The sequence below is a fragment of the Pectobacterium peruviense genome, from assembly GCF_003312355.2.
Lineage (GTDB): Bacteria > Pseudomonadota > Gammaproteobacteria > Enterobacterales > Enterobacteriaceae > Pectobacterium > Pectobacterium peruviense.
This window is the reverse complement of sequence record NZ_CP161826.1, coordinates 3,889,815-3,908,141: the sequence shown is the minus strand read 5'-3', so window position 1 is coordinate 3,908,141 and position 18,327 is coordinate 3,889,815. Positions and strand designations below refer to the sequence as shown.

Here is an 18,327-nt window from a genome sequence, read left to right as displayed (position 1 = left end):
GCGAGGAAACTATTGCTAATTAACCCGCAACTAACCAGAAAGAAAGCATTGGGACTTTAATATAGAACAACGTTTTGTCTTCAACCGGCCACAGTTGAAGGCTGACGCTAAGGTTTTCATATTGTAAATCATCCAGGAAAATAGCATTTCCGCCTTTATAATTGTGCGGGTTATTGGCTTTTCCTTCGCGATAGCGAACATTCTCTACTGGACCACCATCGAAACTGACGGTGGCAGAACCAGATGTTGAACTCGGATCTTTATCAAGCAGGTTAATATCCACCGTCGCATTAAAAGGGACGTGATGAATATTGACTGCAATAGTGATATTGGCGCTGTAATCACTAATAGAATTAACTTTGATCGTACCACATTCACTCATGCTGCCTCTGGAGAACAATTGCCATGATGCTGGCAGTAATTTTCCAGCAGTGGCTTCGGTTCCTACAAACTGTGTGATTTTAGCCATGATTATTTTCTCTCTATTAGGTTTTATTGTGTGTTTCCCATGCTTCACAAATAAAATAATTAATTCTTTCCTTGTTAAGGTTGAATTGAAAATATTTTCTTTGTTTGCATGTTGGATTAATTTAGTTATGAATAGGGTAATGCACAATATGACCTGTGGATGAGGGGGGGATGGCATACGTCAAATTAAATATAATGTTATTATGCTGGTGATGTTTTTTTCGGACTATTATTTTTGTTGAACTAATACAGAGTTATTTTTTATTTCACGCTGTGTTAGGATATTTTCACTCATTACCTGTCAGGAAGACTGCGTATGATCTCAACGCAATACATCAGTCGAATCGCGCTGGCACACGAAAAAGTGGATTCACTTGAGGTGTATCCGTTTTCGATTCCGTCGATTCGCTCACTGGATAAGCTGGATCTGCATCCAAAAGTCACGTTTTTTATCGGCGAGAATGGCTCAGGAAAATCTACGTTGCTGGAAGCCATTGCGGTTTCGATGGGATTTAACCCTGAAGGCGGCACCCGCAATTTCAACTTCGGCACCCGTACCTCGCATTCCAGACTCTCGAATTTCTTGCGGGTAGCGAAAGGCATCAAGCGGCCTAAAAATGGCTTCTTCTTACGCGCGGAGAGCTTCTTCAATGTCGCGACGGAGATTGAGCGGCTGGATAGCGAGCCTGGCTTTGATCCACCCGTGATCGATTCCTATGGCGGTCATTCGCTGCATGAACAATCCCACGGCGAATCCTTCATGGCGCTGCTGCTCAACCGTTTTGGTAAAGAGGGGATTTATCTGCTCGACGAACCAGAAGCCGCACTGTCGCCCAGTAAGCAGCTGGCTGCGATTGCCCGTATGCACGACCTCATTCTTGAAGGATCGCAGTTTGTTATCGCGACCCATTCCCCGATCCTGATGGCGTACCCTGATGCTACTATCTTTGAGTTCAGTGAAGAGGGAATACAGCAGGTGTCCTATGAGGACACAGAACACTATCAAATCACGCGTTCTTTCCTGAACAACCCTGAGCGAATGTTACGTGAGCTACTGGCAGAGTAGGGATTAACACGGCGTTGGGGTAAAGGATAATGAGGCGTTATATCAAGACGGGAAACCGCCTTTTTTCTTTTAGAACATTTTAAGGGATTAAGAAATGAAGTGCTTAAACTGCGATAACGATGCGCGTAAAGAGTCTGGCTTGTGCTCAGAGTGTGAAGAGAAAGAACAACAGAAGATTAACGGCATTCTTTACCTTCCGGCGCTGGGAATTATTCTTTCTGTCATTATGACGCCGTTCTCACTGTATGACATTATCAACGCGATGCTTATCCACTTTAAGAACACTGGGTTTCTCAGCTATTACGCTTTGGCTCTAGTGTGTTTCCTGCTTGCCATGTTCGCACTGGAAATTTTCGCTGCAATGAGCTTCTTCCGACGTAAAAAACGTACGCGGAATGTTATGGTTGCCTACTATCTTGTTAGCGCGCTGCTGGTGGGATATATGACATTGCTACCAGCTTACTTGTTTGATGCTAAGCTCGATACTGGCGATATTCGCGCAATTGCCTCTTCGGTTTTCGGCATTGTCGTTTGGATTCCGTATTTCATGTTATCGAAAAGAATTCCGGTGGTATTTAGTCGATAAAAGGAAACCACTATCCACGTTAGCTGATAACATACCAAACGATCGGTAGAGGATAGCGAACCATGAATATCAAACAATTGCGTTATTTCTGTAAAGTGGTTGAAGCAGGAGGAATAAGCCAGGCCGCGAAGGTTTTTTCTCTTGCTCCTGCGGCAATCAGCCTGCAAATCACGTCGCTGGAAAAAGAGTTGAACGGTGAGCTGTTTAACCGAACTTCTCGACCCATTACGCTGACAAAGCTGGGCGAGTTTCTTTTTAACAAAGCTCATGAAGTGATATTCAGCTTTGACAAGCTCGAAAGGGACGCGTTGCAGTATGTGAGTACTGCATCCGTTAATCTCAATTTGGGGTTTGTCCGGTCGGTAATGTTTAATCTTATTCCCGAAACGATCAAACTTTTTTCAGAAAAGCACGGCCATATTAGTATCACCCTAAAAGAGGTGCTTTCTGAATATCAGACCGATCTGCTATCAACGCAATCCATTGATATTGGTTTCACCCGTGAAATGGATATCAGCGAGCCGACTGACGGGCAGGAGCTGTCGCGTGAGCTGATTTTGGTTGATCCCCTTGTGGCAGCGATTCCGATTAATCACTATTTGAGCCGGAAGAATTTTATTACGCTGCGAGATTTTTGTAATTCACCCTTTATTATTTTTCCGAGCGATCCTAAAAGCAGTTATGCCATGCGAATTCAGGATAAATTTATCGAATATGGCGTACAGCCCGCCGTTGCTCATCGCACGGTCGAAATACATACGGCGTTGGCATTGGTCGGGGCAGGATTAGGCGTCACGCTTGTTGGAAGATCAACGATTCCTAATAATCGTCAGGATATTCTTTTTCTGCCAATCGAAGATTTTAAATGCTTGAGCTATATCTACGCCGTTTATAACGCGAAGAACCCGAACCCGAATATTATGAATTTTATTGAAACGATGAAGACGATATCAGGTTGAGTGCGGCTGGCTTTCGTTTAAAGGCACATCCTTGTGCCTTAACGATAGGATGATTAGGCTGCTTTCCGATCAATTTGATCGTCAGAGAGCGGTTCAGAAATGGTGAAGAGGACAAGCAAGCATAAGAAAGAGCCTAGCGCCATGAATCCGAAAACGTGTCCCCAGGTGTAATGATCGAGCAAGTATCCTGCGACCAAAGGACATACCGCACCGCCTAACTGGCCTCCGGTATTAATTAACGCCCCAGCAACTGGAAAGACATCTTTAGTCGTCAGTGACATCGGATAGACCATATAAGCTGAGAAGCCGAGATTGAACAGAATCCCTGTCAGTAACAGCAATGGACCAAGAATCATCGGGTTGTCTGGTGCATTGATGAGGATCACCATCATGATCACCGTTGCAATCGCTGATAGCATCATTAAAGGCTTGCGGCGTTTATTGAGAATGCGATCTGAGCACCAGCCACCAATAATATTGCCAATCACTGCGCCAACCCACGGTGCAGAGGCCAGCATTCCCATTTTGATAATGGAAAAGCCTTTTTCATTCATTAAATAGGTAGGGATCCAGGCAAGGAGAACATTCACAATCCCCATCATGAAGAAGTAGCCTAACGTGCTGCCAAGAATATTCCAGGACTTGAAGATGCCCTTGGAATTATCAATCAGTTTCACCTGCTTGGCACGAATCAACTTGTCCAGCAGTGTGAAGCGTCGAACAGGGACGACTTTTTTCTGCGTGGCCGTATTCGCCGATGGTGTGGAAACACTGTCTCGTTCTTCAATTAGCGCGATCTCGCTTTCGGAACAAAAGCGACTTTCCTGTGGCGTGTTAGGAACGAGCAAGTACCATATAACGCTAAGAAAAATACCCGGAATCGCGAAGAAATAGAAAACGTAGTGCCAACTATAGTGATAAAGAATAAAGGCACAAACCGGAGGAACAAGCACAGGGCCGAATTTTGCGGCGGACAAAAATATTGAGGTGACAATGCCTTTCTCGCGAGAAGGGAACCATCGATTGATTGTCGATGTTATACCAATCGGCAATGGACCTTCCGCAAGCCCCAGGATGAAACGGGAAACTTTGAGCCCGAGAATGGAGGTAGAGAAACCCACCAAGCCAGTTGCCAATGAGGTCAGGATCATGGATAGGGAGAATATTTTCCTCACGCCGAATTTTGAATACAAAAAACCGCTTGGGATCTGCGCTATTGCATAAGCGAGCAGGAATAAACTTGCTAAGGCGCCAGCTTCTGTATTAGACATATGAAAATCGTTACGGATGAACGGTAAAACAACCCCGATGTTGGCTCTATCCGCTGCGGCAATGGTGTACACGAAGAAAATCAGTGTTGTGACAACCCAGCGAAACGTACTGCTATTTTTTATTTTATTCATTTTTTTTACCTGCTGATTAAATAAGTAAGTGTTTATCTTTCATTTGGTTTTAATTATTTATTTTTATAACGTGCTTCTTTTTTATGTTTTTACTTTTATCCGACATGATGCCATGCCGGGATGTTTATTTCAGATTCAGATTTTTAAAAATGCTATTTAGCTCCATTAATTCAGCCGTTGATGAACCCTGTGATATCTTTTCTTTGTAGATGTTCTCTTTTTCCTCACGCTCTTCAGAAAGATGGATAACCTCTTCCAGACGTGATTGCTCTATGACGACGAGGCCGTCTGAATCACCGACGATAATATCGCCGGGATGAATTACGCAGTCACCAATCAGAAGTGTTTCATTCATTTTCCCTGGCTGCTTTTTCTCTGTACCGCGAATAGAAAGCCCTTTTGCAAAAACGGGAAAGTTTGACTCGATAATCGCATCGCTGTCTCTTACTGCGCCGTTCACGACTAGTCCAGCCAGGCCAATATTTTGCGCCTGTGCTGTTAACACATCACCCCAAATGCCTGCGCCAGTGAATCCATCGCAGTTGATGACCAGCACGTCACCTTTTTTAGCGTGGAGCAGTGCATAATGAATCATCAAATTGTCCCCTGGTCTCATCTGTAGCGTCGTTGCAGGGCCAACGAGTTTCATACCCCGTGCCAGTGGTTTGATAGAAGAATCAAGTGAGCCTGTTGCTCCTTGTGCTTCATAGAGCGTTGCCGTACCCAAGCGTTTTAATTTCTCTGTTAATTCGATATTTAGTGTGTTTTTTTCATTCAACATATTTTCATTCAACATAGTTGTGCCTATTCTATTTTCCAGGTGCGATGTTTGACGCATGTAAATAATTTTTTCACATGTGTAGATCAAATCTATTTGGCTGTGTTTAATTCTATTGTTTATTTTTGTAGTGTTGTTTTTTTCTCGATATTGATAATCCAATAGATAGAGAGAAATAGTGTTTCTATTAGCTGCTCCGTTCTTGGTAGTGATGATAGAGGTAGCGCGGAATTACTCAATATAGGGTTATTTAAAACAGTTTAAGAAAAACTTAACATGAGGGGATGTCTGGCTGGAAAGAGAAGAGGGTTGTTATAGAAAGTGATTTAATACAATGATTTAAACTATTTTTTAAACGATAAAATATAGTTTTCTAGCTAAACTGACTGCTGATTATGTGATTTCTGAGTAATTTTTTATGTACGGCATTATAGCGAATGACTGAGCCGCCGGTTTTTGGGAAAGCACATCGCGGCCCAGATCTTAGCCTCGTTATAAATAGCTCAAGGTGAAGTTCGCCGTTGCCACAAAATCACCGGATTGAATCAGGTCGTCGCGTATCTTTTCGATGCGAGCCGAAAAGGGAATGGCGTTGTCCCCGCTTTGCAGCACCACACTACCCGTGCTGTTGTTAATGCCGACCAGTTTGTTTTCATGGTAAATGCCAACTGCGATGCCTTTGGCACCCGATGAGGTATCCAGCGCTAACCGCTTTGGTAATAACGGCTCTTCTTTTCCTGAAAAAAGGATCGTGACGTTTTGGTAGGTATCCAGATTGCAGTCCGTAAGGTTAATCGTGAAGTCATGCCAGTCACCGTAACTATTGGCTTTTAAATAGCGATCGGAGACTTCACTCATGTCCACCACAATGGCTTTGCTCTCCGTACTCACATTGCAGGCGGCGTTGACGACTAAAACGTGAAACGTCACTTCATGGTCGTCCAGTGATGACTTCTGTTGTGCGATGGACGACCCCGATGGCAGAGCCAAAATACCGAGTGTGAAAGCGAGTAATGCGCCGCGTGGCCTGGCTTTCATTACCGTGTTGTCATTTTTTATCATCGTTGCGATCTCGCGTATGAAGACAGATTAATGATAATTAAACCGCAGAATAATATTTTTCTCGGTATCGCCTATTACGGCGGGGCCGGAAGCGTAGAGCTTGGCTGTATAACGCCGTTCGAGCATGCCGCTTGATGCCGTGAGGCCGTCAACCAGACCGATGAACTGGTTAAACGCCACGTTATTACCGCTGCGCATATCTTCGATTTTTAATGTGGCGCCATTTCCCATATTCATGCCGTCTATCCCGACGAGCGAATTGCCCCGCGAAGAGGCATCAAAGTTGATGTCGAGATCGAATCCCTTACCGCAGTCTTCTCCACCGTCGGTCGATACGTTGATGTGGAACTCCGTTTGCGCCAGCGCGTTGGCCTCTGTACCTGACCACGCTCTCACCGTACCAAAATCGACATAGCTATCGGGCGAGACATTGATCTTCGCCGCGCACTGCATAATGTCGATGCCGTGTAGCCCTGACAGGCTTAGGCCATAGTTGCTATCGGGCTTATTGTTGATGCCCCCTTCACCGTCAATCTGGAAGACGCGCAGTGAATCGACTCCCGCTGTGGTGTCGGTGATATTCGCCGTTTTTTCGAGATAGAGCTGCACCGTGACATTGAGCATGGTCGGGTTGGACGGCGGTGCTGAACCATTGGGCCCCGGCGAGATCCATTGTCCTGTGGACACGCGAGAGGCGGTAGTGCCGCCATTGGTAATCACACCGAGATCCTGGCCGTTATAGATGATGCCAATTCCAACGCCTTGGCTGATGACCTTGCCTTCAGGATTGGGATAGAAATAGGACATCTCACCCTGCGGGCGCACGGATTTATACGCCCAACAGGCCAGGCTGCGGGTATAGGGTTTTGATGTCCAGAGACGGCTGCCAATAGGCAAGGTCGCTGGGATTTTTAGCGTACCGATATCCTCATAATCGGCGACGGGGCCGGTCACTGTGCCCAGACGGCATTCCAACGCGCTGGCGTTAAACGCCGTTAGACCGAAAAAGAGTGCCGCGCAGAGGGCGACATAGCGATGTTGACGAGCGGCTAACCAATACATGGCGGATATCCCTGTAGCTTATTTACGAATTACGGGCTGGCACTGGTTTTGTACGCAGGTAAAAGGCAACTCCAGATGGCCGCCGTAGTCATTCACGTAGTACAGATAGAAGCGATCGACAGCACCATCATTCACCTCAATCGAGAGGGTTGAGCGTGGCGCGATCATAAAGGCATTTCCCTTCAGCAGGCTGGTCGGGGTGGCTCGCGTCGCTTTGGGCTGTTTCAGTATGCTGCTTACCGTGATGTAGTACGGCGTTGGGTTTTCTACCTGAAAGGTCTTTCCCGTTTTTCTGACGATCAGCTTTTCCTGCCATATTTCGTCTTTGGCTGGCTTTACGCTGCGGGGACGGAAGAACACCTTGATTTCAGACTGAATCGCTATCTGTAGTACGTTAGGTTTTTCCGCCTTGGGGGGGATTTCCCGGACGTTAAGGTAAAACAGCGACTCGCGGTCTGTCGGTAATTGGCTGATTTTTTCGGTTTTGACCAGACGGATCAGGCTATATCCTTTTGCTTCGATGCGCTGTAATGGCGGTAGCACCATCAACGGCGTGGTCACCTTATTGTGTCGCTCGTCCGTCAGCCACGACTGCGCCAGAAACGGGTTCTCTGCGTTTTGGTTCATCAACATGACTGTCGCGGATTGCTCATCATCGTTAAAAATAACGCGGGTGCGATCGAGGCTCAGGGCGCTATAGGCCGAGGGCATCAAAAACAGGCAACCGATGATGAATCCTACTGCTCGCCGATAAGATGGGTATTTCATAACGTACTCTCCGGGCTTCTCTATATTCTTCACGCCGCTTATTTACAGGGAAGCAGCAGCGCATCAAGGTGATTTAAGGTGGCGGGTAGGGTGATGGAACACTGCGTTCTCCCCTCCCAGATGACGGATAGCGTTTCGTCAGGCGATACGCCCGTGATATAGGCCTGTCCGCCGTTGGTAACCATGGCGATATCGCGGCCCTTCTTGTTCTTGATCTGGGCGGCGAATGGGGGATATTTGCCATCGGCCAGCGCAATGTGTGCCATGACTTTTTCCCCGCTCACCACCTCGAATTTGCGGTAGCCAATCGCGCCTTCGGTCAGCGTGCCTTGAACCACCGTCGTCATGGCTTCAATATTTTGCGGTAATTTCTGTATATCGATGCGGGTCGACACATCGTAGTAGCTACTGGTACCGGCAATGACGGCCAGGCCATAGCGGTTAGTTTCGACCTGACTGCCAGAGAACGGTACGTCCGCCTGTTCTGTGTCGACCATGATGCGAGTGCCGCCCTGGTTGCCTTTCGGATGTGCCGCGACGCCATGGCGGGTTGCGGTAATCCCGCCGCGCAATGAGCCATTCAGGTAGGTATAGCGATCTTGCTGCCAGGCAACGCCCACGGTGGCATCCGTCATCGGTGCCAGATGGGTGTAGTTGCCGCTTAGGTAGATGTTCTCTTTGCTGTCGTGCCGGGTACTCAGATTCCAGGTACGACGCGGATCGGCGTTATTGGAATAGGTCAGTGCCTGATTGCTGCCGTCGTTATAGTGTCCCATGCTGTAGCTCAGGCGATCTTTTTCTCCGAGTGGAATAGAAAAGCTCAGATACAGACTGTCATCGGTACGGCGGTTGAATTCGGTGCGATAGGCCGATAAATTCGCAGAAATTCCTTTAAATGCGCCGATATCAAGGTACTTGTTGAGCGAAATGCCGTAGCGATCCTGCTCGGCTTCATTCCAGTAGGTTTGGCGTGTATAGGTAACGTAGGTCGACAGCCCGCTCAGCAGCGAAGATGACTCTTGTGTCGCGAAGTTTTTTGAGAGCGTAATGGTGTAGCGCTCTTTTTCATTGCGATCGCGGTTATCAAGATTCAGCGCATAGAGATACTGCGCCATGCTCATGTAGGTCTTCTCTGAAAAGCGATAGCCAGCAAAACTGACCTGGCTATCGATCGAATTGAAATATTTAGACCAGTTAAGCGAAAACGCATGCCCCATTTGCGACGAGGACATTGTCGGAAGCGTCGCGCGCGACTGTGTGATATCTGCGGACAGTGCGCCCAGCAGGTAGAGATTTTTCCCTATGCCTGCTGACCAGGACTGGTAGTTATTGGACAAAATACTGCCGCCGTACACCGACCACGCGTTGGATAATCCCCATGAGGCTTCGGCAGCAGAAAAGGCCGGGTCTTGCAGACGGTGGTTGGCATTCGAGGGTTTACCTGCGGCGAGTTTGTACTGCACGTGTCCGGGGCGTGTTAGGTAAGGCAGGTTGGCCGACTCGGTCTGGAACGTCGTGACCGTGCCGTCTTCTTCCGTCACCCGGACATCTAGCGTTCCGCTGACGCCATTTTTCATATCCTGAATCGCAAAAGGGCCAGCAGGAACGGTGGTTTCATAGATCAGCCTGCCATTTTGCGTGACGGTCACCGTCGCGTTTGACTTGGCGACGCCGCGAATTTCGGGCGCGTAGCCACGCAGTGAAGGGGGAAGCATGTTCTCGTTATTGGCTAATGACACGCCGGTAAAGCGATAGCTATCGAACAGATTGCTGTTGAAATACATTTCACCCAGCTTGAGATCGGCTGACAGGGTGGGAAGTGGACGATAGGCGTAAAACTGATCCCATGAGAAGCTATCGCGATTCGAGTTGCGCGATTTTTGCAGAAAATAGCGGTAATCGGCACGGTAGCGCCAGGCTCCCTGATTAAATCCGGCTGTTCCATAGCTGCTTAGATAATGTGATGTGCCTCTGCCATTGGTCTCACGACGTACGTTTCCGACGAGGTTATAGTCCAGCAGTGCGCCGCCGATTCCATGATCCCATTGTTCGGGCGGAATCCAGTTGCGATCGCTGTACACCAACCAGGCCTGAGGAATGGTAATATTTAGCGTTCCCATGCCTATTTGGTTAGAGATTTTGACGCCAGCAATTGGCGTCAGATCGACACACGTGCCGTTATTCCATAATTCAGCTTGGTCGCGTGCTTCTTTTTTTAGCGCCAGTTTATCGACGAGTTCAGTCGAGAGGCAGGCCGTTGGTCGAGGGCGTTTATTACCTTCCGGCAGGTAGCTAATCATCTCTTGCTGTATTTCACGTGCGTTGACTTTTATTGATAAAAGATAGGTGCCAGGCGTGACGTATTCGGGGTCAGAAAAATGGCTAAGATCAATGTCACTGCGCTCATCGACATCCAGTACATTAATGTTAAATTCCGTTGCACTGAGTGATGTTGAACTCAAAGAAAAAATAAAAATACCATAGTGAAATAAAGCGAGTTGTATTTTTTCTTTGAGTGTAATGTTCTTCATTTCCATAGGATTATATGCTTAAGCAGATGCAGCACTGTGGTGTCCATTCATGTCAAACGACATGTGGAATAAAGAAAGGGTATAGGGGAGGAGACCTCCCCGTTTGGTTACAGATACCCTGTTGCTAGCGCATAAATATTTTATTGATAAGACACAACAAAATTAGCTGTGCTGGAGAAAGCCCCTGTGGTTATTGTTGGTGACTCGCCGTCCTGTGGGGTTGGGAGTTTGGCGACATAAGACGTGAAGGAGAAAATATTATCTCCGTTTGCCAGCGGCGTAGCAGGAACGGCTGGTGTTGTTCCGTCGAATTTAATTTTTTCGCCGATGCGTTCTACGGCAATACCTGCACCAGTTGCACTGCCGTTTAATGCCAGAAGCTCATTATTGGTGCCTGATGCCGCGCCGCCGGAGAAAACAATTTTGGCGCTGGTTGCGGTATCCAGACTGCAATCTTTTAATGTGATATCAAACGGCTTAATTTCTGAGGTGCCGCCGTTTTCCAGCACGGTTTTGCTGATTTCGCCAAACTCAATAGTTTGATGCAGATCTTCCTGAGAAACTGAGCAAGGCGTATCAATAATTTTTCCTTTAAACGTCACCGATCCATTATGTGAATCTGCGGCATAGGCACCGACAGAAAATATCACGGAGATGATAGATGCCAGGGTGATTATTGATGGTTTCATATTATGCTCTCTCTGTTGGTTACTCTATTTAAAAGATGAACGCTATGTATGAGTGTTCACCGTATTCATACATAACGGATAATGCTTTCTCTATTGATTGACTGACGGCTTACCACCTTTCATGTGGTGGATATATTTCCCAGCCTGTCCAGCTTATTGCTCTGGAACGAGGTGAATAGTAATGATGGTTGATTTTATGGTCAAATATATTGCTTTAAATATATTTATTTAGTTTATATGTTTTAAATTTACAATTATTTAGGTTTTTATGCTGATGTGGGTTTTTTCTTGTTTTAGATGTATTTTAAGAAGGGAATATCGTTTTTAGATATAAATCATGTTAATTCAATGCGTTATTTTACGATCTATTTCCTTTTCGTTGATGGGGTAAAATGGCTGTTTAGCTATAAAAATAATGAAATGTCTTTTTTGTTTAGGTAGTGATTTAATGAAAGTTAAATAATCTTTGACAATAAATGGGGAAGTTTTTATCCTTGCCGAAGATAGCCTCGCTAAGGCTATGTATATAATCAGTTTTACTTTTATAGATAACCTGTTTTTTTCTCATGGCGATTTTTCAGATTATTCCGTAGGTTTTATGATCATAAAAAAGCATATCTATAATGTTACTGTAACAAATGAATAGTGTCTCTAATCTTGATGGAAAAGGTCGAATGGTTTATTTGATTAATGATTTAATCATTTTCAACGAGGGAGAGGGAACACTGGCATGGATAGAACGTGAAAATGAAGCAACCTCTGTGAATTTTCCTATTTCTCGATTGCTCTGTTTATTAATAGAAAATCAAGGGGTAACGCTAAGCCGTGATTTTTTGTTAAAGGAAGCACTGGAAAAGCATGCACTTTGTCCTTCTCTTAATAATCTCAATAATTATCTATCTCTACTAAGGAAGGTATTGCGCGAGTTTGACCTTTCAGATTCGATAGTGACTATTCCTAAAATGGGTATTGTCTTTAACGTTGAAAGTATTGTTTTACATCTGAATGAGGATGTGGGAGATGAAGAGAAAAAAAAGTTAAATCAGGAGGTTGAAGAGGGATTTGAAGAAAAAGGTTATGAAGAAAAAAAACCATTTTCTATGAAACATCATACTATTCCTGAACCAGTAAGGACGCAGCAATATATCAAATTTTTTCTTATCTGTGCTGCGATAGTCGGGGCTTTCCTACTCGTGTTGGCGAACGTAAACCGTTTCCCGTATCGGCACCTTGTTGATGTGAAGATGAACGGGAAATGCGAGCTTTTCTATTTATATGATAGCGTTGGCTACCCTCTCCCTACTGATTATGAAAAATTGTGTTCAGATAACATATTGTTCTTCCTGTCGAAAAAGATCGTTATCTCTGAAATGCTGGATAAGAAGAGTGAAATTGTTATTTCCTGCAAGAAAGACGGGAAGGGATGTGTGACTTATGTTAATAATTAAAGTCAGAAAGAAAATTTTTTGCACCGTGGTGGTGCTTTGTATTTCATTTTCTCTTGGGATCATTTTTTATTTAACAAGTAATTTATACAGAAAACCGCTGATATGCCAGGGTGAGGTAAAGCTCTACGCAGAAGATCAGACGATCAGAAAGGAATATGACGTCTATTTTTATCTCAATAACCAAAATAAGGCACTGGTTTTGGTCAACGGTTTTTACATTGGCGAAGATGGCGTGCCGCTAACGATTCGGCGTACGTTCAGCTTTGATTCAGTGTGGGAGGGGAGTCGTCTGGTGGTGAACAATATCGCGATGAATAAGCATACCAATGACAATTCCCCCAATGAAGCAATCCCCATTCTGGCTGAAAATGATGTTATTCAGTTTGAAATGTTGACGAAACATACCTATCTGATTAGTAACGTCCAATCAAAAATGGCATGCAACATCCGCGATTAATGTGTGTTGGAACGATGCGTGCACATTAATCGCTACTCGGAATGGACTGCTCACGTGCGTCACAACACGCGTTGTATAAAATCATCAATATCTTCAATTGCTTGCTGAAAATCGGCCGGGGAAGGGTTAATAATCAAATGGTCAGAGTAGCCGTTTAACAATGCGCCCAACTGGCGGGAGACGCGCTGAGTATCGGCATTTTTAAAGGCACCGGATGCGACGCCTGACGCAATAATGTCTTCCAGTAAGGCAAACCACTTCTCTGTCATTACCTGGGCGAGCTCGGCGTAAGCGGTATTGTGAACCGCCAACTGCCATAGCGATCCATAAAGATTCCAGATGACGTCAGTGGCATCCGGTAGGTAATTTTTTACCAACCCGCGCAGTTTTTCTTTCGGCGTCAACGTGGCGATTTCTGCCGCGACGTCTTCCAAATCTTTCTGCATGAACACTGTTAGCGCCTCAATCGACAGTGTCTGCCAGTCAGGAAAGTAGTGATAAAGATGGCTACGCGAAATACCGACGTGCTCTGCCAGTTCGCGTGTTGTCACTTTCTCTATACCTTTCTCAATAAATAGCTCGATTGCGCCACCAAGGATTTTGTCTTTTAGCGCTTTCGTCGTCTCTTTCATTCCCGTCCCCGCGTTGACTTTGAGCAGGTGCTCAAATACAATTTTTACTCTTGAGCAACCGCTCAAGTATAACTCTGTTAGATGCTATTCTCATGCAAACCCATAATATCAGCGAACCGGTTAAGGTTTCGCATAGTGCCGCTGTCACCCTTAAAAAACTGGGAAAGCTGCATGGCAAAAAACTGATTCTCACCCTGCTGTTAGTGGTGGCTGAGAATGTGACTTATCTGCTTTATCCCCTCATGGCGGGCTTCGCGATTAACGCGATTCTGAATACTCAGCCCTGGCATGCGGTATTGTATGCTCTGATGGTTTTTATTATGTGGGCTATTGGCGCAGCGCGACGCAGCGTGGATACGCGCACATTCGCCCGTATCTACGCCGCACTGGCGGTGCCGGTTATTCTGGCGCAGAGAAAAGAAAACCACAGTCACTCGACGATTGCGGCGCGTGTGGCGCTGTCGCGCGAGTTCGTGGATTTTTTTGAAATCCATCTTCCAGTGCTGATCACATCACTGGCGTCGATCATCGGCGCCGCCGTGATGCTGCTGGTGATTGAATCCTGGGCGGGCGTTGCCTGCATCGTCATTCTGCTGTTTTTTACCCTGTTCCTGCCAAGTTACACGCGTAAAAATGAAGTCCTGTTCGGCAAATTAAATAACCGTCTGGAAAAAGAGGTAGGTTTTGTCAGCAGTGCGACGGCAGCTTCATTGGCCAAACATTATCACGTGTTGGCTGGGCTGCGCATTCGCCTGTCGGACCGTGAGGCGCTAGGTTACTTAGCTATCGGGGCGGCTGCGGCCGTGCTGTTTTCACTGACCATCCTGTATATGACGCTTAATGGCGGAACTAACGCGGGACATATCTATTCGGTGATGACCTATATGTGGATGTTTGCCATGAGTCTGGACGACGCGCCCGGCTTGTTAGAAAAATATTCGCAGCTAAAAGATATCGGTAAGCGCGTGGATACGGGCGTGGTGTGAGTGCATCCCGTCAGCGTTCGATAATTCGTCTGTTTTTCTTTTAAATAAGAAACCCAGCGCTGCGGCTGGGTTTCTCAATCAATACTCACGACTTCTCTTTACACCCGTTCTTTCAATGGCAACGTCGTCATGCAGGTCTGGCTGTCGTCATAGGTCGCAAACGTTGAGCTTGCCACGCGCCCCTGATAGGTGACATTAATCGTCCCTTCAATATTGCGCGGTAACCATACGCCAACAAAACCGTTTTGGTGGCTGTTTAGGGTTTTTTGCACGATAACGTTACCGGCTTTATCCGTGATTTTTACGTCAAACGCCGTATTAGCGAGTTCACCCTGACACCCAGACAAACTGTGGTTAAAGCAGGGATGCGTTTGTTGAATATAAGGGGCGAATGAGAGATAGAATTTATTTCCCAGCGGATAGCGATACTGCTGCTGCCCATCTGACAATTTCAGTTCTTTGCTGGTAATGGACGCGCCGTAGGCCAACGGCCTTGCCTGCGGCGATTGATCGATAACATCGACAATCTGCTCGACAGTTTTCCCCGCCAGTCCTTGTTTGGCGAGAAAGGCATTGGCGTCAGCTGTCGCTGCGAAACCTGAGCCGCTTAATGTCAGACCGAATAGTACCGCCATCATCTTTATCTTCATCATTACTTCCCCTCAATAGAGTCATTATCTTGGAATCACATGCAATGACGTTACACCTTCCCCCTACGGGAAGGTCAAAAGGTGGAGCGTATAGAAAAGTAAAGTAATGTATTTACTGGTTTTTTATTGATTTTGGTCAATTTTAAACCATAGTGAGTAGCGGCGATATGAGTGCCATTATTGATGCCGGTCATGAGTCGGGGATCCTTCCTTCACGCTTACTGACCTGACCAGTAAAACTCGATGCGGATTCCACTCGGTTCATAGCACATCATATGCATTGCCGGACCAGCATTAATCGGAGAAGGCGCGAACTCAATGTTGATGTTATGGGCCGATAATTTCTCAAAGATCTCAAACAGCGCGGCTTTGTTATCAACCTTAATGGCAAGATGATGTAACCCGACGTTGTTTTTTCGATCGAACGCAACAGGCTCGCTGGTTTGTACTTGCCACAGTGTGAGCATTATCGTTCCGTCGCTGACAAAAATAGCGGGATAATCCTCTCGTCGTTTTACCTCTTTCCATCCCAGCAGCGTGGTAAAAAAGTGCGCGCTTTCTTCCAAGGCTGATACCGTCAAACCAATATGGTGAACGCCTTGTGTGGCTGGTGAATTCATGGCTAGTTCCTCAATTAAAGACAAAACCTAGGGTGACTACGCGTTCGTCGGTTCGCTTTGCTTTGCCGATGTGCGATAGGCACCGCGTTATTACTGGCTAAGAGAAGAATGGGATAAGGCTAAGAGCTTCGCGTGTCGGCGATAAACATCCTCTCCGCTGGTTAGGCCGATAAATTCCGCTCTCACGATCATCCCTTCAAGAAACGTCATGATAGCTTCGGCTTTATATTCCTTGTCTGGTTCTTCGGGAGTGAAGATTGATAGTAAAAATGACTTGAGCCAGGTTTTATGGCGCAGCGCTAGAGCGGTAATGGTTTCATCTTGTCCTTTAAATTCAGCCAGCGCATGCATGAACATACATCCTTTAAAGTTCACGGTTCGGAACCAGGAAAAATGCCAATCCATCACGGCATCCAAGCGGCTTTCCGCGTCTTTACGCCCTGATACCACGCGCGTGAGCCCTTCCTCAAAATGCGTATGCCGACGAATCAGCACGGCTTCAATCAGCTTGTTTTTTGAACCGAAATGGCGATACATGGAGGTCTTGGAGACTTCCGCCTTATCTCGAATCAAATCCACGCCAACGGCGGTATAGCCAAATTCATTAAAGAGCGCTTCGGCGATATCTACAATGTGCTCTTTCTTACCCATGCTCTCTTTCATCGTTTTTCTTCATCAGTAATGGGTTGTTTTTGTGTGTACAGATCTGTACTATTTATTTGGTTGTGTACAGATCTGTACACACAATATAGCACGGCAATTTCATAAAACTCACATTTTTATCGGGGATGAGCAATGAAGAAACTCAGGGGGGGCGGTGCTTTACCGCCAAAGCCAACGTTTACCCAATTAATGAAAGGGTTAGTGGGTGGGAGCGTAGGGATTCTGATCCTAAGTTACTTGGGGCAATCCACTGGCGTACCGTGGTTGATGGCACCTTTTGGAGCAACGTGCGTCATTTTATTTGCCGCGCCAGCATCGCCATTCGCACAGCCAAGGAACGTAATTGGAGGACATTTCATTACGTCAGCCGTGGGCCTGATTGCGTTATATGGATTCGGTGACACGATCGTTGTTCTGTCACTCGCGGTTGGTGTGGCGACGATGTTGATGCAATATTTTCGTGCGGTTCATCCACCGGCTGGCGCTAACCCACTGGTCATTATTCTGGCAGGGAAAAGCGCCGTGGGGTTTGAGTTCTTAGTCACGCCCGTTCTGCTGGGGAGCATTGTGCTGGTGGCTATCGCCGCCGTGATCAATAACTACGCTGAGGAAAGTCATTGGCCTGCGTATTGGCACGGCATTGGGCAGCGCAAGCGACAACCCTGAGATGGCATGCCTCAGGGATGAGGTAAGTCGTTGGCTATTTTTTGATGTGGGGCGTTTTCTTACTAATCCAGTCTTAGACCTAGACCGCTTCAGCTGTTTTGCAGGGAAGCGTTATTGACGCTCGTTTATACAGCACCTTTGCACCATAGAAATAATCACATGGAATAGCTCATCCCTAGCCTGTTGTTCCGTAATAATTCCTTTAACCGCAGCATAAGATAATCCTTCTGCGGAACCGAGCATGGCACGCAGTGCGGCGTCATGAAGTGGTTGGCTTGCACAGAATGGAGCAAAAAGAGTACGGCATTTCTCCGTGAAAATGGCATCGTACTCCTGTCTGATGTATTCCAGTTCGGGAGTGCCAGTGAGTGCTGCCATAACGTTAGGCATTTCGCGCCCCTGAAGCAGCACGCAATCAATGTATGAGGTGGCAATTACTGTCGCCAACTTATCGAGTACGGGTTCAGTCTTACGGATAATGTCATCCATAATTGCCGTCTGGCGAGCATCATATTCCTTGTAAAGTGCAGCTAGCAGCCCCGAACGGTTAGTAAAGTGATCGTAAACCACCGGTTTCGTTACGCCCGCCCGCTCTGCCAGATGCCCAAGCGTCAGCGCTTCCGTACCTTCCTCCCGAATAATCTGCCAGGTGGCTTGTATCAGTTGTATATGGCGCTCTTCTCTTGATAAACGCTGTCGTGCCTGTGGTCTGGACATCACCGATATTATCCTGTTGACATTCTTATGTACCAAAAGTAACTTACTAATGGTAGGTTACTGTTAGTATATAAGACTATATCTGACGTCGTTTTATGGCAATAGGGAGCACCCAG

The 18,327-nt window shown here is 46.3% G+C and carries 20 protein-coding genes; 7 read left to right on the top strand and 13 right to left on the bottom strand.

Annotation, left to right across the window (positions count from 1 at the left end; all coding sequences use genetic code 11):
- Positions 1-19: 19 nt before the first annotated feature.
- A complete protein-coding gene (locus tag DUT67_RS17650) occupies positions 20-469 on the bottom strand; it encodes a hypothetical protein (RefSeq protein WP_113627717.1) in 450 nt (149 codons plus the stop codon).
- Positions 470-784: 315 nt separating this feature from the next.
- Between DUT67_RS17650 and DUT67_RS17645 the strand changes: the two genes are divergently transcribed.
- The 3 genes from DUT67_RS17645 to DUT67_RS17635 all read left to right on the top strand — a co-directional run bounded on the left by DUT67_RS17645 (position 785) and on the right by DUT67_RS17635 (position 3,079).
- A complete protein-coding gene (locus DUT67_RS17645) occupies positions 785-1,534 on the top strand; it encodes an AAA family ATPase (RefSeq protein WP_048258935.1) in 750 nt (249 codons plus the stop codon).
- 94 nt (positions 1,535-1,628) lie between these two features.
- Positions 1,629-2,120 carry a DUF2569 domain-containing protein gene (locus tag DUT67_RS17640; RefSeq protein ID WP_113627716.1) on the top strand — a complete coding sequence of 164 codons (492 nt, stop codon included), beginning with the start codon at positions 1,629-1,631 and terminating at the stop codon, positions 2,118-2,120.
- A gap of 62 nt (positions 2,121-2,182) precedes the next feature.
- Complete coding sequence (locus DUT67_RS17635; protein WP_113627715.1) at positions 2,183-3,079, top strand: LysR family transcriptional regulator; 897 nt, start codon at positions 2,183-2,185, stop codon at positions 3,077-3,079.
- A gap of 53 nt (positions 3,080-3,132) precedes the next feature.
- Here DUT67_RS17635 and DUT67_RS17630 read toward each other — a convergent pair whose 3' ends face one another.
- The 7 genes from DUT67_RS17630 to DUT67_RS17600 all read right to left on the bottom strand — a co-directional run bounded on the left by DUT67_RS17630 (position 3,133) and on the right by DUT67_RS17600 (position 11,372).
- Positions 3,133-4,482, bottom strand: a complete 1,350-nt coding sequence (locus DUT67_RS17630; RefSeq protein ID WP_113627714.1) for an MFS transporter — start codon at positions 4,480-4,482, stop codon at positions 3,133-3,135.
- Between the two features lie 124 nt (positions 4,483-4,606).
- On the bottom strand, positions 4,607-5,278 hold the full coding sequence (locus DUT67_RS17625; RefSeq protein ID WP_223254596.1) for an RraA family protein: 672 nt from the start codon (positions 5,276-5,278) through the stop codon (positions 4,607-4,609).
- Positions 5,279-5,752: 474 nt separating this feature from the next.
- The gene (locus DUT67_RS17620) at positions 5,753-6,298 is read right to left on the bottom strand and encodes a fimbrial protein (RefSeq protein ID WP_223254595.1); all 546 of its coding nucleotides are present in this window, start codon (positions 6,296-6,298) and stop codon (positions 5,753-5,755) included.
- Positions 6,299-6,349: 51 nt separating this feature from the next.
- Complete coding sequence (locus DUT67_RS17615; RefSeq protein ID WP_113627712.1) at positions 6,350-7,384, bottom strand: hypothetical protein; 1,035 nt, start codon at positions 7,382-7,384, stop codon at positions 6,350-6,352.
- 18 nt (positions 7,385-7,402) lie between these two features.
- Positions 7,403-8,152: a molecular chaperone gene (locus tag DUT67_RS17610; protein ID WP_113627711.1), complete on the bottom strand. Its 750-nt coding sequence runs from the start codon at positions 8,150-8,152 to the stop codon at positions 7,403-7,405.
- Between the two features lie 38 nt (positions 8,153-8,190).
- Positions 8,191-10,689, bottom strand: coding sequence for a fimbria/pilus outer membrane usher protein (locus DUT67_RS17605; RefSeq protein ID WP_113627710.1), 2,499 nt, complete (start codon positions 10,687-10,689; stop codon positions 8,191-8,193).
- A gap of 134 nt (positions 10,690-10,823) precedes the next feature.
- Positions 10,824-11,372: a fimbrial protein gene (locus tag DUT67_RS17600; protein WP_048258943.1), complete on the bottom strand. Its 549-nt coding sequence runs from the start codon at positions 11,370-11,372 to the stop codon at positions 10,824-10,826.
- Positions 11,373-12,046: 674 nt separating this feature from the next.
- On the opposite strand from DUT67_RS17600, the gene DUT67_RS17595 reads away from it, so the two are divergent.
- Positions 12,047-12,820 carry a winged helix-turn-helix domain-containing protein gene (locus DUT67_RS17595; protein ID WP_113627709.1) on the top strand — a complete coding sequence of 258 codons (774 nt, stop codon included), beginning with the start codon at positions 12,047-12,049 and terminating at the stop codon, positions 12,818-12,820.
- Positions 12,807-13,277 carry a FidL gene (locus DUT67_RS17590; protein ID WP_113627708.1) on the top strand — a complete coding sequence of 157 codons (471 nt, stop codon included), beginning with the start codon at positions 12,807-12,809 and terminating at the stop codon, positions 13,275-13,277. Before DUT67_RS17595 ends, DUT67_RS17590 begins: the two co-directional genes overlap by 14 nt.
- A gap of 59 nt (positions 13,278-13,336) precedes the next feature.
- On the opposite strand, the gene DUT67_RS17585 is transcribed toward DUT67_RS17590, so the two are convergent.
- Positions 13,337-13,909: a TetR/AcrR family transcriptional regulator gene (locus tag DUT67_RS17585; RefSeq protein WP_113627707.1), complete on the bottom strand. Its 573-nt coding sequence runs from the start codon at positions 13,907-13,909 to the stop codon at positions 13,337-13,339.
- A 92-nt stretch (positions 13,910-14,001) separates the two neighbouring features.
- Between DUT67_RS17585 and DUT67_RS17580 the strand changes: the two genes are divergently transcribed.
- Complete coding sequence (locus tag DUT67_RS17580; RefSeq protein WP_113627706.1) at positions 14,002-14,895, top strand: ABC transporter six-transmembrane domain-containing protein; 894 nt, start codon at positions 14,002-14,004, stop codon at positions 14,893-14,895.
- 98 nt (positions 14,896-14,993) lie between these two features.
- Here the strand turns inward: DUT67_RS17580 and cueP are convergent, their stop codons facing one another.
- From cueP to DUT67_RS17565, 3 genes are all read right to left on the bottom strand, one after another.
- Positions 14,994-15,548, bottom strand: a complete 555-nt coding sequence (cueP, locus tag DUT67_RS17575) for a copper-binding periplasmic metallochaperone CueP (RefSeq protein WP_189339488.1) — start codon at positions 15,546-15,548, stop codon at positions 14,994-14,996.
- A 215-nt stretch (positions 15,549-15,763) separates the two neighbouring features.
- Positions 15,764-16,165 carry a VOC family protein gene (locus tag DUT67_RS17570; RefSeq protein WP_113627705.1) on the bottom strand — a complete coding sequence of 134 codons (402 nt, stop codon included), beginning with the start codon at positions 16,163-16,165 and terminating at the stop codon, positions 15,764-15,766.
- A 90-nt stretch (positions 16,166-16,255) separates the two neighbouring features.
- Positions 16,256-16,828: a TetR/AcrR family transcriptional regulator gene (locus DUT67_RS17565; protein WP_113627704.1), complete on the bottom strand. Its 573-nt coding sequence runs from the start codon at positions 16,826-16,828 to the stop codon at positions 16,256-16,258.
- A gap of 132 nt (positions 16,829-16,960) precedes the next feature.
- Between DUT67_RS17565 and DUT67_RS17560 the strand changes: the two genes are divergently transcribed.
- Positions 16,961-17,494 carry an HPP family protein gene (locus DUT67_RS17560; protein WP_113627703.1) on the top strand — a complete coding sequence of 178 codons (534 nt, stop codon included), beginning with the start codon at positions 16,961-16,963 and terminating at the stop codon, positions 17,492-17,494.
- Positions 17,495-17,605: 111 nt separating this feature from the next.
- Here the strand turns inward: DUT67_RS17560 and DUT67_RS17555 are convergent, their stop codons facing one another.
- Positions 17,606-18,211 (bottom strand): TetR/AcrR family transcriptional regulator, encoded by a 606-nt coding sequence (locus DUT67_RS17555; protein ID WP_113627702.1) that lies wholly within the window; start codon positions 18,209-18,211, stop codon positions 17,606-17,608.
- Between the last annotated feature and the right edge of the window lie 116 nt (positions 18,212-18,327).

Coding starts and splice junctions, on each gene's coding strand:
- DUT67_RS17635 (WP_113627715.1), top strand. CDS start 2,183: ATGAATATCAAACAATTGCGTTATTTCTGTAAAGTGGTTGAAGCAGGA.
- DUT67_RS17565 (WP_113627704.1), bottom strand. CDS start 16,828: ATGAAAGAGAGCATGGGTAAGAAAGAGCACATTGTAGATATCGCCGAA.
- DUT67_RS17650 (WP_113627717.1), bottom strand. CDS start 469: ATGGCTAAAATCACACAGTTTGTAGGAACCGAAGCCACTGCTGGAAAA.
- DUT67_RS17615 (WP_113627712.1), bottom strand. CDS start 7,384: ATGTATTGGTTAGCCGCTCGTCAACATCGCTATGTCGCCCTCTGCGCG.
- DUT67_RS17620 (WP_223254595.1), bottom strand. CDS start 6,298: ATGAAAGCCAGGCCACGCGGCGCATTACTCGCTTTCACACTCGGTATT.
- DUT67_RS17625 (WP_223254596.1), bottom strand. CDS start 5,278: ATGTTGAATGAAAATATGTTGAATGAAAAAAACACACTAAATATCGAA.
- DUT67_RS17555 (WP_113627702.1), bottom strand. CDS start 18,211: ATGTCCAGACCACAGGCACGACAGCGTTTATCAAGAGAAGAGCGCCAT.
- DUT67_RS17590 (WP_113627708.1), top strand. CDS start 12,807: ATGTTAATAATTAAAGTCAGAAAGAAAATTTTTTGCACCGTGGTGGTG.
- DUT67_RS17570 (WP_113627705.1), bottom strand. CDS start 16,165: ATGAATTCACCAGCCACACAAGGCGTTCACCATATTGGTTTGACGGTA.
- DUT67_RS17585 (WP_113627707.1), bottom strand. CDS start 13,909: ATGAAAGAGACGACGAAAGCGCTAAAAGACAAAATCCTTGGTGGCGCA.
- cueP (WP_189339488.1), bottom strand. CDS start 15,548: ATGATGAAGATAAAGATGATGGCGGTACTATTCGGTCTGACATTAAGC.
- DUT67_RS17610 (WP_113627711.1), bottom strand. CDS start 8,152: ATGAAATACCCATCTTATCGGCGAGCAGTAGGATTCATCATCGGTTGC.
- DUT67_RS17595 (WP_113627709.1), top strand. CDS start 12,047: ATGGTTTATTTGATTAATGATTTAATCATTTTCAACGAGGGAGAGGGA.
- DUT67_RS17645 (WP_048258935.1), top strand. CDS start 785: ATGATCTCAACGCAATACATCAGTCGAATCGCGCTGGCACACGAAAAA.
- DUT67_RS17560 (WP_113627703.1), top strand. CDS start 16,961: ATGAAGAAACTCAGGGGGGGCGGTGCTTTACCGCCAAAGCCAACGTTT.
- DUT67_RS17580 (WP_113627706.1), top strand. CDS start 14,002: ATGCAAACCCATAATATCAGCGAACCGGTTAAGGTTTCGCATAGTGCC.
- DUT67_RS17640 (WP_113627716.1), top strand. CDS start 1,629: ATGAAGTGCTTAAACTGCGATAACGATGCGCGTAAAGAGTCTGGCTTG.
- DUT67_RS17600 (WP_048258943.1), bottom strand. CDS start 11,372: ATGAAACCATCAATAATCACCCTGGCATCTATCATCTCCGTGATATTT.
- DUT67_RS17630 (WP_113627714.1), bottom strand. CDS start 4,482: ATGAATAAAATAAAAAATAGCAGTACGTTTCGCTGGGTTGTCACAACA.
- DUT67_RS17605 (WP_113627710.1), bottom strand. CDS start 10,689: ATGGAAATGAAGAACATTACACTCAAAGAAAAAATACAACTCGCTTTA.